Source organism: Nocardia alni (assembly GCF_019038435.1).
GTDB lineage: Bacteria > Actinomycetota > Actinomycetes > Mycobacteriales > Mycobacteriaceae > Nocardia > Nocardia alni.
The window spans coordinates 1-13,307 of the sequence record NZ_JAGPOX010000028.1 but is presented as its reverse complement, the minus strand read 5'-3'; the positions used below and the strand labels follow the sequence as shown (position 1 = coordinate 13,307).

General features: G+C 68.2%; 12 protein-coding genes. 6 read left to right on the top strand and 6 right to left on the bottom strand.

Translation table 11 applies throughout. The features are described from left to right. Window positions 1-550: 550 nt before the first annotated feature. Complete coding sequence (locus JZ791_RS13390) at window positions 551-1,588, bottom strand: LLM class F420-dependent oxidoreductase (protein ID WP_216894648.1); 1,038 nt, start codon at window positions 1,586-1,588, stop codon at window positions 551-553. A 301-nt stretch (window positions 1,589-1,889) separates the two neighbouring features. On the opposite strand from JZ791_RS13390, the gene JZ791_RS13385 reads away from it, so the two are divergent. Further along, window positions 1,890-2,546 carry a cyclodeaminase/cyclohydrolase family protein gene (locus JZ791_RS13385; protein WP_216894646.1) on the top strand — a complete coding sequence of 219 codons (657 nt, stop codon included), beginning with the start codon at window positions 1,890-1,892 and terminating at the stop codon, window positions 2,544-2,546. A 493-nt stretch (window positions 2,547-3,039) separates the two neighbouring features. Here the strand turns inward: JZ791_RS13385 and JZ791_RS13380 are convergent, their stop codons facing one another. Continuing rightward, complete coding sequence (locus tag JZ791_RS13380) at window positions 3,040-4,272, bottom strand: FAD-dependent monooxygenase (protein ID WP_216894644.1); 1,233 nt, start codon at window positions 4,270-4,272, stop codon at window positions 3,040-3,042. A gap of 112 nt (window positions 4,273-4,384) precedes the next feature. Here JZ791_RS13380 and JZ791_RS13375 point away from each other — a divergent pair, with 112 nt between their 5' ends. Beyond that, the gene (locus JZ791_RS13375) at window positions 4,385-4,972 is read left to right on the top strand and encodes a TetR/AcrR family transcriptional regulator (protein WP_216894642.1); all 588 of its coding nucleotides are present in this window, start codon (window positions 4,385-4,387) and stop codon (window positions 4,970-4,972) included. Window positions 4,973-5,129: 157 nt separating this feature from the next. After that, entirely contained in the window at window positions 5,130-5,885 is a 756-nt protein-coding gene (locus tag JZ791_RS13370; protein ID WP_216894640.1) for a L,D-transpeptidase, read from the top strand. A 341-nt stretch (window positions 5,886-6,226) separates the two neighbouring features. Here JZ791_RS13370 and JZ791_RS13365 read toward each other — a convergent pair whose 3' ends face one another. Further along, a complete protein-coding gene (locus tag JZ791_RS13365; RefSeq protein ID WP_216894638.1) occupies window positions 6,227-7,078 on the bottom strand; it encodes a bifunctional 5,10-methylenetetrahydrofolate dehydrogenase/5,10-methenyltetrahydrofolate cyclohydrolase in 852 nt (283 codons plus the stop codon). A 192-nt stretch (window positions 7,079-7,270) separates the two neighbouring features. On the opposite strand from JZ791_RS13365, the gene JZ791_RS13360 reads away from it, so the two are divergent. From JZ791_RS13360 to JZ791_RS13345, 3 genes are all read left to right on the top strand, one after another. After that, window positions 7,271-8,152, top strand: coding sequence for a YdcF family protein (locus tag JZ791_RS13360; protein ID WP_216894636.1), 882 nt, complete (start codon window positions 7,271-7,273; stop codon window positions 8,150-8,152). Between the two features lie 248 nt (window positions 8,153-8,400). After that, window positions 8,401-9,384: a methyltransferase gene (locus tag JZ791_RS44970; protein ID WP_254205659.1), complete on the top strand. Its 984-nt coding sequence runs from the start codon at window positions 8,401-8,403 to the stop codon at window positions 9,382-9,384. Window positions 9,385-9,434: 50 nt separating this feature from the next. Further along, complete coding sequence (locus JZ791_RS13345) at window positions 9,435-9,692, top strand: hypothetical protein (protein WP_216894634.1); 258 nt, start codon at window positions 9,435-9,437, stop codon at window positions 9,690-9,692. Between the two features lie 415 nt (window positions 9,693-10,107). Here the strand turns inward: JZ791_RS13345 and JZ791_RS13340 are convergent, their stop codons facing one another. The 3 genes from JZ791_RS13340 to JZ791_RS13330 all read right to left on the bottom strand — a co-directional run. Then, a complete protein-coding gene (locus tag JZ791_RS13340) occupies window positions 10,108-10,854 on the bottom strand; it encodes a hypothetical protein (RefSeq protein ID WP_216894632.1) in 747 nt (248 codons plus the stop codon). Between the two features lie 3 nt (window positions 10,855-10,857). Beyond that, complete coding sequence (locus tag JZ791_RS13335) at window positions 10,858-12,015, bottom strand: TFIIB-type zinc ribbon-containing protein (RefSeq protein ID WP_216894630.1); 1,158 nt, start codon at window positions 12,013-12,015, stop codon at window positions 10,858-10,860. 1,061 nt (window positions 12,016-13,076) lie between these two features. Next, window positions 13,077-13,307 (bottom strand): DUF4339 domain-containing protein (locus JZ791_RS13330; protein ID WP_216894628.1); only part of this gene is annotated, 231 nt, incomplete at its 5' end.

The window sequence follows — 13,307 nt, the reverse complement described above, 5'->3', positions numbered from 1 at the left end:
CGGGCTGCTCATTCGAAACGGTGAGGCGCGGCCGAATGTCGCAGGCATTCGGTTGAGTCGATCGAGCGAGACATTCAGCTGATCCGCCGGTGCCGCACTGTCGGGCCGGGCCCACCGATGCCGGGCCGTCGGGCGGCCCATAAACGCGCCGTCGTCAGCAGACCCGATACGGTCCGGAACCAGCCGAATAAAACGGCCATCCGGTTGAGCCGACCGGCTGTGACATTCGTCCGGCTCCCGAGGTCGCGTTGTCCGGTTGACCCGCCAAAGCCGCGCTGCGGCCGGCCCGCCGATGTTGCGCTGCCGACTGGCCGCCGAAGCCATGCGCCAGGTCGCCCGCCGAACCCGCGACGCCGGCAGGCCCGCTGATGCTGCGCCACCTACCGGCCCACCAATGCCGCACCGTCCGCCAGCCGCCGAAGCTGCGACGCCGGCTGGCCCGCCGAACTGCACCGCCGACTGGCTCGGCGAAGCTGCGACACCGGCAGGCTCACCAATGCTGTGCCGCCTACCGGCCCGCCGGCGTTGCGCTGGGAAGGCCCCGGCGGGCTCAGAGCAGTTCGCGGAGCTGTTCGATCAGCTTGACGCGCTCGGCGGCGGTTTCGGCGAGGGGGGCCACGTTCAGGACGGTGACACCCGCCTCGCGGAAGGCCGCCACGCGTTCGGCGACGAAACCGGCGGAACCGATCAGCGAGACGTCGCGCACCAGCTCGTCCGGGACGGCCTTGGCCGCGGCCTCCTTCTCACCGGCCAGGTACAGCTCCTGGATGCGGTCGGCCTGGGCGCCGTAGCCGTACTTGGTGGCCAGGGCGTGGTAGAAGTTCTTACCCTTGGCGCCCATACCGCCGATGTACAGCGCCAGGTGCGGCTTGACGAATTCACGCAGGCCCTCGACGTTGTCGCCGATCGCGAGCGTCGGGCCGGCGAACACCTCGAGGTCGCCGAGGGACGCGTCGCGCTTGGCCTTACCGGCGGACAGGGCCTCGCCCCACACGTCGTTCGCCTTCTCGGGCAGGAAGAAGATCGGCTGCCAGCCCTCGGCGATCTCGGCGGCCAGCTCCACGTTCTTCGGGCCCAGCGCGGCCAGCAGCACCGGAATGCGCTCGCGGACCGGATGATTGATCAGCTTGAGCGATTTACCCAGGCCGGTGCCCCGTTCGGCGGGCAGCGGGATCGTGTAGTACTTGCCCTGGTGTTCCAGCCGCTCGCGCCGCCACACCTTGCGGCAGATCTCCACGACCTCGCGGGTGCGCCCGATCGGCGCGTCGTACGGCACGCCGTGGAAGCCCTCGATCACCTGCGGCCCCGAAGCGCCCAGGCCCAGGATGTAGCGGCCGTCCGAGACGTAGTCCAACCCCGCCGCGCTCATCGCGGTCAGGGTGGGTGTGCGGGTGTACAGCTGCAGGATGCCCGACGCCAGCTGCACGCGATCGGTCATCGCGGCCAGGTAGCCCAGCGCGCTCACCGCGTCGAAGGAGTACGCCTCCGGCACGAAGACGATGTCCAGCCCGGCGCGCTCCAGATCGGCGACCTCGGCCGCGACCTCCTTGAAGCCCCCCGCATAGTTGATGCCCAATCCGATACGCATGTCAGCCAAACTACTGCGCTCCGTCGCCGCCCCATCCGACCCCCCATGAAGTCACCACCAGCGGGCCCGGCGGGCCGACACAGCTCCAACCGGACCGCTCACCCGGCCCAGAGCTACATTTTGCGTACCGAATCGTCCGTTTCCGGAGGAAACGCACTCCTGAATGTAGCGATAGGCCGGATCGACCTACCGCGCCCGGGCTGATTTCGCCCACCCGGTACCGTTGTGCGGTATCAGCCGTCGGTCGGTGAGCCGGCGTCCGGCCGATCGCCGTACCGCATGAAACAGGAGGCCCCTCAGCATGTCTCAGGAAACCGCGTCGTCCGTGGACACCGCTACCTTCGGTGAGTCGGCGATCGGCCGGTACCTGGACGATCTGGCGGCCAAGATCCCCGCCCCCGGTGGCGGGGCCGTCGCCGCGCTGCACGCCGCGCAGGGCGCCGCGCTGGTGGCCATGGTGGCCCGCTACACCACGCGCGCCAAGGATGCCGACAATCGGCCTGTCATCGATCGGATCATCGACGCGGCCGACGCCGCCCGCACCCGATCCCTGGCCCTGGCCGACGCCGACGCGGCCGCCTTCACCGCCGTGGGCGCGGCCTACAAGCTGCCCAAGGACACCGACGAGCAGACCACCGCACGCAAGGCGGCGATCACCGCCGCCCTGCTGCAGGCCGCCCGGGTCCCGGCCGCGGTCGTCGCCGAGGCCGACGAGATCCTTTCCCTGGCAGCGGATCTGCTGCCCATAGGCAACCCGAACGTGGTAACCGATATCGGCGCGGCCGCCGACGCCGCCCGCGCCGCCGCCACCAGCTCACGCCTGAACATCGCGATCAACGTCACCTCCCTGGGCGCCGAGCAGAGCGCGGAGTTCGGCCCGGTGCTCTCCCGCATCGATGAACTGATCGCGCGCGCGGACACCGTTTACTCGGGCGTGATCGAGGCGATCGAGCGCTGAGGTCCGGGCAAAAGGCCCCGGGCTGCCGCATCGCGCTCCTGCACAGACGCATCGGCAAGATGAAACGAGCCCGCCCGTACAAGGGATACTGAGCCATATTCGCCGCCGGTCTGGCGAAGACGGCCGCTCGACCGGTGTCGGGTCGCGATCTACCACCGAATCAAGCGACATGACACGGCCGAGTACCCGACCGCTGTCAGTACACCGCCCGCGTTCTTCCTCCGTCCACGCCGCCTCGGTCCCCGACGGACGTCAACCGTGCTCGATGGCGGCCAAGGCAGGCCGCTTGGCCACGCAACGGCATTCACCCCTTGCGGCAAGGCATCAGTCGCTCGGGGCCGGGCGTCGAACGGGAAGGCCGAGGCGATGGCTACGAAAGCGCGGGCCGTCAGCGGCCACGGACGACCAGTACCAGGTCGCGATCTCCGGTGAAGTCACGCACCGGGCGCCGCGACGCACAGGGAAACCCGCCCGCACACCACGGCGCCGACGTTCAGTTCGTTACTTCCGGCCGCATCCCCTCGGTCTCCGCCGGACGTCGACCGTGCTCGGTGGCGGCGAAGGCACGGGCCATCAGGGGCCTCAGTGCCTTCGCCTGGATGGCGCGCATCGCCCAGGCGTTGATCCGGATGCCCAGGGTCGAGTGTGGGGCCACCATGGCGACGCGCCCCGGCGGGAGTTGTTGTGCGGAGGCGGCTCGGGGGCGCATCGTCGTCTCGAAGGCCGTCAGGGCGGCGCTCGGGTCGGTGGGATCGCTGTGCACTCCGGCTGATCGCAGGGCCGCTGCCAGCTCGGCCGCACCGCGCAGTGCCAGGGCCGTGCCGAGGCCGCTGAGCGGGCTGGCGCACCATGCGCTGTCACCGAGCAGGACCACTCGGCCGACGCTCCAGGACGGCATGTGCACCTGGTCGTACGTGTCGAGAGCGAAGTCCGGCGCCTTGCGGGCGGCGGCCAGGAATTCTTCGGCTCGCCAGCCCGCGTCGGCGAAAGTGCGTTCCAGCAGGGCGAACTGGGCCTCGCGATCGTGTCGTGGCGGCAGTGTGTCGGCGGCGAAGGTGAGGCCGACCTCCTGCTGGCCGGGGTGACCGGGCCGGGCTGCCATCGCGCGGCGGCCGGGGGCGTTGTAGAGCAGGAACCAGTCGTCCAGCCGCGGCGTGCCGGGGCTTTCGGTGAGTGTGAACCACGCGTGCGCCAGGCCCAGCGGCCTGCGGTAGTTCTCCTCCGGTCCGAACCGCAGCGCACGCACCCGTGAGTGCGCGCCGTCGGCGCCGACCACGAGATCGAACTCCTCCGAAGCACCGCCGCGGAACCGGGCCAGTACTCGGCTCCCCTGGTCCCGCAGCGCGTCCACCGTATCGCCGAAGCGGTGCGTCACGCCCGGTCCGGCGGCCTCGTGAATGATCCGCGCGAGATCGGTGCGCAGTAGTTCCTCCCGCGATACCAGGCCCTGCCCGTCGAACGCCTCCACCGGCATCTCCGCGAGTCGCCGCTCGTCGGTGGCGATCCACGCCGCTCCGCGCTGCGGGATGAGACATCCCAGCGCCTGCTCGAGCAGTCCGGCCTGCCGCAACACCTCGCGGCAGTCCCCGCGCAGGTCGACGGTCTGCCCACCGGTGCGCGGAGCAGGGGCGATCTCGGCGACCGTCACCTCCCACCCGTCTCGCCCCAGGAACAGTGCCAGCGTGTCACCCGCGATTCCACCACCGACGATCAGTGCTCGTGCCATGACGTGTCCTCCCTGCCCGTGCGCACAGTCTGCGCCACTGATGCGAATTTTTCGCCTTAAAGGTAAGGCCTCCTAGCATGCAAATGCAATAGGTTCGCGTTAGTCTGTGGTCATGGCCCAAGCGACAGGAGTCACCCGCCCCGGCGGCCGCACCGCCCGCACCAGGGAGGCGGTCCACGCGGCCACGCGCGAACTACTGGCGGAATCCGAGGACGGCACCATCGAGATCGCCGCGGTGGCCGCTCGCTCGGGCGTGCACGTCGCCACGATCTACCGCCGCTGGCGCACGGCCGAGGGCCTGATCATCGACGCGATCGCCGAGGAGCTGACGACCCGCTCTCCACTGCCCGCGACCGGCGACCTACGCGCCGACATGCTCACCTGGGCCACCAACCTGCTCACCGACCTCAGCGAGCCCGGGCATATGCCCTTCTTCCGGGCGATGGCACGGGCGGGAGGCAACAGCGAGGGCGGACTGGTCGACGTCGCGGAATTCGCCGCGCCGCGCGTGCGCGAGATCGAGGCGACCCTGGCCGCGAGCGGATGCACCATCCTGGACAGCCAGGACGTCTGGGAGCTCATCCTGTCCCCGGCCTACATCCGGGCACTGATGTCCGCCCCCTTGACCCCGGCGACCGACGCACCCCGCCTGGTCGACAACCTGATCGCCGTCCGTGACCACCGGCTGCGAGCGCGATAGCGAGGGCGCCTATCAATAGCGAGGGATTATGCGGATAAGCTATCGATTGTCGCGTAGCGACATGCGGCAATTTGGTTACGATGCTTGGTTCTTCGTAGGGCCGACGTGATCATGAAGACAAACGTCCAATAACCACACCAGTCGAAGGGGTGGGGCCATGCGGAAGATGACCCGTCACATTTTCCTGGCGGTCGTGATAGCGGCCCTCGCAGCGATCACTACGGGTACCGCCGCGGCAGCATTCGTCTTACCGTCGATACAGCTTCCAGCGGTGCTATCCATTTCGCCGACGAACGGGCAGCTGGTAGGTGTCGCCGACCCGGTCACGATCGATTTCGCGCGGCCTGTCAGTGATCGCGCCCTGGCGGAGCGGTCCGTCACGGTCAACGCTGATCGGCCGCTCGACGGCGCATTCTCCTGGAACGGCGACCGGGAGCTGGTCTGGAAAGCCGACGGAATGCTTCCGGCCAATGCGCGATTCACCGTCGGCGCGGGCACAGCGCGCGCACAATTCGGCACCAATGGCGGTACCCGCGCCGATGCCAATATGTCCGCACACACCTTCACCGTATTCATCCCCGGTCAGGTGCCGCGTGTGATGCGTGCATCGATGGGTAAACCCGGAGACGCCACACCGGTCGGCACGTTTCCCGTTCTGGAACGGCAGCAGCACGTCATCATGGACTCGAGCACCATCGGCATTCCGGTCAGCAGTCCCGACGGCTATCGCCTCGATGTCTATTACGCGGAAAGGCTGACGTGGGGTGGGGTTTACGTCCATTCCGCGCCGTGGTCGGTCGGCCAGCAGGGTCATTCGAATGTCAGCCACGGCTGCATCAACCTGGCTCCCGCCGATGCCCAGTGGTACTACAACAACGTCGGCATCGGCGATCCGGTGACGACCCACTGGTGAATCCGAAGACTTGGATCGCCTGATGTCCTTGTTCACCGCCTGTTAGGTCTCCTAACCGGCTGTTGGGCTCGGGTCGACCGGCTGTTGGACTCGAGGCGGCAACCCGAAAACCGGGGCGAGTGGGCGGGTGACACACCCGCCCACTCCACTATTTCGGATCAGGCACGATTCGCCTCAACGGCCTGAACGACGTAGCGCATGAACAGGCCAGTGGTGACCAGGCCTACACCGCCAGGGCCAGACGGATACTCGAGGCGCTATTCGCCTCGGCGGCCTGAACGACATGGCGCATAAGCACGCCAGCGGTGACCAGGCCTACACCGCCAAGACCAGACGGACGATCAGGCGCGGCTCGCCTCGGCGGCCTGAACGACATGGCGCATGAGCAAAGCGGTGGTGACCGGACCCACGCCGCCGGGGACCGGGCTGAGCGAACCGGCCTTGCCCTGAACCGATTCCGCGTCCACGTCGCCGACGATGGTGCCGTCCGGGCCCTCGTTGGTGCCCACATCGATCACCACCGCGCCCTCGCGCACATGCTCGGCGGTGATCAAGCCCGCGCGGCCGGCGGCGGCGACCACCATGTCCGCGGCGGAGGTCACGCCGGGCAGGTCGGTGGTGCGGGAGTGACAGACCGTCACCGTCGCGTTTTCGGCGAGCAGCAGCTGTGCGAGCGGCTTGCCGACCACGTTGGAACGGCCGACGATCGCGACATGCCGACCGGAGAGCGGGATTTGGTGATGTTTGGCCAGTTCGACGACGGCCTCGGAGGTAGCGGGCGGGAAGCCGGGCAGGCCGGTGGCCAGCAGGCCCAGCGAGTGCGGGCTCACCCCGTCGACGTCCTTGGCCGCGACGATCGCTGAACTGACGTCCTGCAGCTGGACACCCTCCGGCAGCGGGGTCTGCAACATGACCGCGTCCACCGCGATGTCGGCGCACAGCCCGCGCAGTTCGGAGCGAATCGCGTCGGCGGTGGCGGTGGCGCCCAGATCGACCGTGTCACAGTCGATTCCGAGGCGGCTGGCGGCACGCTGCAACGACTTCACGTACCAGCCGCTGGCCGGATCGTCGTTGGCCACCACCAGCACCAGCCGCGGCGCGGCCCCTTTCTCGGTGAGCGCGGCGGCGCGCTGCTTGGTCTCGGCGTTGAGTGCGGCGGCGAGGTCCTTGCCGATCAGCGAAATGGTCTCCACGACCTCATACCCTATCGGGCGGCGCATCCGCAACGACGCCGGGACTGAACGGCTACCCACCCACTCTGGAAACGTCACAACGGGAAATCCGGGCTGGGGACCGAGTCGGGCCGTATCGTGGGTGCGGTTGCGCTAGAGCCTCTTGCGAGCAACACATGCGAGACTCCGTTCGTCCGAAAGGTGTCGACAGCAGTGACATTCGCCAGGCGTATCAGAATCCTCCTCGCCGCCTGTTCGGTGGCGCTCGTCACGGTAGGGGCCGTCTCCGGGGTCGCCGCAGCGGACAACGCCGCGGCCGACAACGCCTCCCGAAACCTCTACATCGCCGCGCAGGCCGAATTCGTCAAGGGTGACGACATCGCGGGCCTGGCCGACTTACACCGGATGGTCGCCGCCGCGCCCACCGACCCGCAGGGGCTTGCCCTGCAGGCCATCTGGGCCGACTACGCCGGTGACCTGGTCACCCGGGAGATGGCGTTCGCCAAGCTCAACGTCATCGATCCCGGTATGGCCGCGGGCGCGCGCGGCGTGCTGGGCGCGATCGGCGCGGGCGTCGGCACGGCGCCCAACCCGTTTCCCCGGACGGTCGACGCGCGCACCGCCCTCGTGGTGCTCGGCTACGGCCTGCTGCCCAACGGCGCGATGCGTCCGGAACTGATCAACCGCCTGCAGGCCGCGTGGCTTCAGGCGACGCAGGCGCCCGCGTCGCCGGTCGTCGTCACCGGCGGCGCCCCGCACAACGGGATCACCGAGGCAGCGGCCATGGCGACCTGGCTCATCGGCCACGGGATCGCGCCGGCGCGCATCCTGGTCGAGGACCGCTCCGGTTCGACCGTGCAGAACGCCCTGTTCAGCACACAGATCATGCGCTCTCACGGCATCGGCGGCGCGGTGGTGATCACCTCCCCCAACCACATCCGCCGGGCGGTCACCGATTTCATCGTCGCCGGCACCCGCGTGGTCGGCGCGATGACCTCGCCCAACGAGATCATCTCCCAGCTGGCTCCCCCGACCAAGCCCGCCCAGCGCGGCATGTACCTCGATGCCACGCACGTCTTCCTGCCCAACTCCTAGAGCCGATCCGGCCTGGCGCTACATTTTCCCGCCTCGAAACGCCGGGTTCCGACAATTCCAACGGCAAAATGTAGCGTGAGGCCGGATCTGACCCAGCTACGGCGGCTTCCATTCAAACGAGAGCGGACCGGGAGTGTGCCGCGAAACAGTGGCCTCTACCACCGACAGCAGTAGTGCAGCTGCGAAGATGACTCGGGGAACGGACAAACAGCGACGACCTCGACCACGAGCAGGAGCACAGCACCGCAATGAGCCCGGATATCGACGGCCTCGTCGCCACATTGCGGGCGGCGGGGTGTGTGTTCGCCGAGGACGAGGCCGCGCTGCTGTTGGAGGCTGCCACCTCATCGCGCGAGCTGGACGCTCTGGTGGCACAGCGGGTTTCCGGGACGCCGTTGGAATACCTGCTGGGCTGGGCGGAGTTTCGGGGTCTGCGGGTCGCTGTGGCGCCGGGGGTTTTCGTGCCGCGGCAGCGCACGGGATTTTTGGTGGAGCAGGCGGTTTCGCTGGCTCTGCACGATAACGCCGTGGCTGGCGGGTTCCCCGGTGTAGGGAGACAGAACGGCGATGTCGGCAACGTTGTGGCGGGGAGTAGCACTGCCATGACCTCCGGTGATCGCATCTCCGGGCGTCATGCGGGGACACGTGGCCCTAACGGAGATGAGGCGGAGTCGGCTGACGGTCCGGACGCATCGCATGGGGGGCGGACGTGTGTCGTGGTGGATATGTGTTGCGGGTGCGGGGCGCTCGGGCTGGCGACCGCGACCGAGTTGTCGGCACAGGGTATTCGGGTCGAGCTGGTGGCCAGTGATGTGGAGCCAGCCGCCGTCGCATGCGCCCGCCGCAATCTCGAGTCTCTGGGCGCGTCCGTGTATCAGGGTGATCTGTTCGCGCCGCTGCCATCGAATTTGGCTGGGCGCGTGGATGTTCTGCTAGCGAATGTGCCCTACGTCCCGACCGCGGGAATCGCCGAAATGCCGCCCGAGGCACGCGAATACGAACCCCACACCGCCCTCGACGGAGGTCCGGACGGCCTCGACATCTTCCGGCGGGTCGTCGCGGCCGCACCGCGCTGGCTCGCCCCCGGCGGACGACTGCTGGTCGAGTCGAGCCGGGAGCAACTGCCCGCGGCCACGGAAATCCTTGCTCACCAAGGACTTACGCCGACAATCGCCGAATCCGAGGAACTCTACGCGACCGCCGTCATCGGAACCTGGCCGACGCTGGACTGATCGAATGCAGTCCGCCGAAGCACGTGCACGCCGTTACGGACTCAGGCTCATTGATCACCGCCCCACCGCATCTGCGCACACAGTTTGCCGCCGTCGCGGTGCGAGGCTGGGGGATCGACGCCGGTGCGGCCATCATCGGCGTGTACAGCATCGCCGCGCCGGCGCGAATCGACCATGACGTAGTAATCGCCACACCCATGGGTCGAGCGCGCAAGATGATCCTGCCCGCAGATCGTCCCTGGCCGACCTATTTGTCGATCATCGGCTATACACAGCGGGCGTTCTCCGGAAGGCACCCGGCTCATTGATCACAGCCCCGCCAGAGTGAAGTCCAGCCGCAGGAGGATCCTGCTGCGAATCCTCCTCGAACCGACACGATCATCGGACACCGGTGCTGGGCATCGAGCACACTACTGGCGTTCACCGAAAGCTACCAGCGGGTGAAGTGGATCGGCTGCTTCGGCGGCAGGTGTTTTACGGCCTCGGCTTGCGGCGCGCATCCATGGTCGCGACGCCCGGCCCGGCCCTGCGGCTTTGGATGGTGCCGGGCTACCTCTGCGCCGCACCAGGTGTGAGTGCCGATCGCCGACGCCGGATTGCAGGATCCGAATCACCCGCCGACCCAACGCGATTGGGATTGGTCGACACCCAGCGCGACATGATGGCGGCCGACACGCATCGGTCGGGTGCTCGGATCGGTTGGCCGAGTGGGTGATCGTACGATCAGGGCTGCGGGCGCCGGATCGTGGGATCGGAATCGCCCACTGGACCGCCGGGGACGGGACCGCTCGGCTGTGCTGTGCCTTGATGGGGCTGCTGGTACACGCTCGGTTGCGCGTACCCCCCGCTGATCGGTTGCTGCTGGTAGCCACCACCTGGCTGCGGTTGCGCATAGCCGGGCGGCTGTGGGTATCCGGCGGCACCGGGCTGCGGGAATCCGATCTGGCCGGAAGTGGACTGGCCCGGGCCGAGGGCCTGGATTCGGCGGGTGATGGCGTCGACGCTGGTCTGCACGCCCTGCAGGCCCGATTCGAAGGCTACCGGGTCGGGTTTGGTTGTGGCGGACGCATATTGGGCGACGCCGGACTCGATGGCCTCGACCATGGTGGCGGCCTCGGCCAGGACCGGGGCGCGGTGAGGCTCCGGGATGCCGGCGATGGCGACCAGGTGGTTGTCCACAGCCACCGCCGACTGTTCCAGGCCCGCGCGCAGTTGCACGCTCGCGGCGGTGTCGTAGGCGTTGACCGCGCGCAGCGCGCGGACCGCATCGCGCAGGCGGCGGTGCAGTTTCGCCTCCGGGTCGTGCGAACCCGCCCAGGATGACGGCGCGTTCGACGGTATGCCGGGCACGATCTGGTTGTCGTAGGCGATCGACTGCTTCTGGTGGCGAGAGATCACGACCAGAATCGCGACCGCGCCGCCGATCAGGACCAGCACCGCCAGCACGATCAGCAACAACAACAGTGCCACGGGCTACCTCCTTCGATGCGACACGTGGTGAACCCCGGTGGTGCCGTGCGCGGCGCCGTGCCCGTGCAGCTTCATGAACAATACGACCAGCACGATCGCCACGATCACCGCCAGGGTGATCGCCACCGCCAGCTTGATCTTGCTCCACGGCCGTTGACCGGACACCTGGCCGGTCAGACCGTTGATGTAGACGTTGAACGGCTGATTCAGATAGATGACGGTCAACAGCCAGATCGGCAGCAGCACGTGCTTGTACGCCAGCGAATTCCAGGACGAATTCAACTGGTGGATGCGCTGCTGGTCGCCGCCGATATCACGCATGACCGTATGCTCGATCTCGCGTTCCATCTCCGCGCGCGCCTCGGGCAACGACTCCTCGGCGTCGTGGTCGTAGGTGCGGGCCAGATGCCCCGCGACATACTCCGGTGAATACGCGGTGGCCTCGACGATGGGCCACGGTTCGAGCGCCTTGATGCGGTCGCGATTCGCCGCGTCGTTGGCCAGTACCGGCACGTCGGCGAACTGGTTGGCCACCTCGCCCTGGACGGGATACCACTGCACCCGGGTGATGGTTTGCAGGTCGCCGTTGTCGTCGCGGTAGGTCTCGGTGTACTCGATGCCGCGCTCGCCCTGATACCAGGTGTAGGTGTCGGCATCGTAGGCGAAATACGCGTGGTAGACGCTGGTGAACGAACCGACCCGCTTGTACTTCTTGAAGTTGGTGGGTGCGAACCACCGTCCCGACACCCACTTCTCGACCAACTGCTTGGCGGATTTCTCATCGACCCGGAACGGAACGACGCCGTCCACCGGCAACCGAGCGGGCGCGTTGTACACATCGTCGCGCTGGATCGGTGTGGCGCAGTACGGGCATTTCGTCGCGGTCAAGCTGCCGACGAATGATGTTGTGCCGCCGCAACTCTGGCATTTGATCTCGTGATCGCCGGTAACTTGCGGACCGGTCGCGGTGGCCTGCTCCGCGCGCAACTCCGCCATCGCCGAGCCCAGATCCCGGGCCTGCACCGGCTGGCGCGGAGCGTCGATCTCGGTGTAATTACCGCAGCTCGGACAGCGCAGCTTCTGGCTGGCGATATCGAACATGAGCTGCCCACCGCAGGCCGAGCACGGATACGTTCGCGTGTGCTCGGTAGCGTGCAGCATCGCCCGATCATGTTCCGGCGCAGCCCGATTCGCAGGCGCAACAGCCTGTTGCGGCGCAGACTGCCCACCGGACGGCGTGAAACTCACCCCGACGACCCCGACCGGCGACGGACCACCCGGAATCCGCGGCACACCCATCGGCATCGTCGGGTGATATCCACCGCTCGGCCCCTGCGACGCCGAGCCACCGAAAGACTGCGCCGGAACCGAATTCATCCCACCTGGCAGCGGGGGCGGACCACCCTGCGATTGCGACATCGGACCATTCGGCGGCTGCTGCGACGGCCCACCGAACGACTGCTGTGCACCAGACATCACTGGCCCGCCATCCACCGGCTGCTGTCGCGAATCCCCCTGCGAAACAACGGGGCTCACACCACCCGGAAGCGGGGGCGGACCACCCGGAATCCGCGGTCCGGCACCCTGCGACTGCGAGATCGGACCATTGGGCTGCTGCGGCCCACCGAACGACTGCTGTGCACCGGGCCGTGGCGGCGGGCCGCCTGGCGACTGTGGATATGGACTGCGGGGCGGCGCAACCGGATTCGCACCACCCGGGGGTGGCGGAGGAGCACCTGGTGACTGCGGGATCGGGACGTTCGGCGACTGTTGCGACGGTCCGCCGAAAGGCTGCTGCCTGCCGGGAATCGGCGGCGGGCCACTCGGATACTGCTGCGACGGGCCGCCGAACGACTGCTGCGGCATCCCGTGCGGGACCGGTGCATCGCCCGAGACGACGAAGTTCGCCGAGGGCGGGGTTTCCCACGGTACCGAGTTGCCGCCTTGGGGCGCAGGCGAACCCGGCGGCAGAGGGCCGCCGAGCTGGGGTACGCCAGGCTGGGATCCCGGCGCTGGCGGCGGGTACTGCCCGGGCCGACCCGGCTGTGCCCCACCGTAATTCGCCGGCGGTTGCGGTGCCGGGTAACCACCGGGCGACTGTGGCTGCGGGTGCCCCTGGCCCGGCGGGATCTCACCCGGTTGTGTTCCGTTGTCTGGCTGCTGTGGATTGCTCATTGTTGTTCCCCCGGGGGCCTATCGACCTACGCCTACGGGTTCCGCTCCTATTGGCTGGGCGGCGGGGGCGGGGTGCCCGGCAGCGGTGGTGGATTGGTGAACAGGCTCTGCAACGCGGGCACGGTTTCGGCCGCGACCCAGCCGGACATGCCGGTAGCCCAGACGTTCGTGGTCCTGATCAGCTGGCCGCTGCTGACGAGCTGGCGCAGTTGGTCGACCGCGTAGGGCCCCGCGGCCTGGCCGTTGATCTCGACATGGAACTGCTGCTGGGTGGGCAG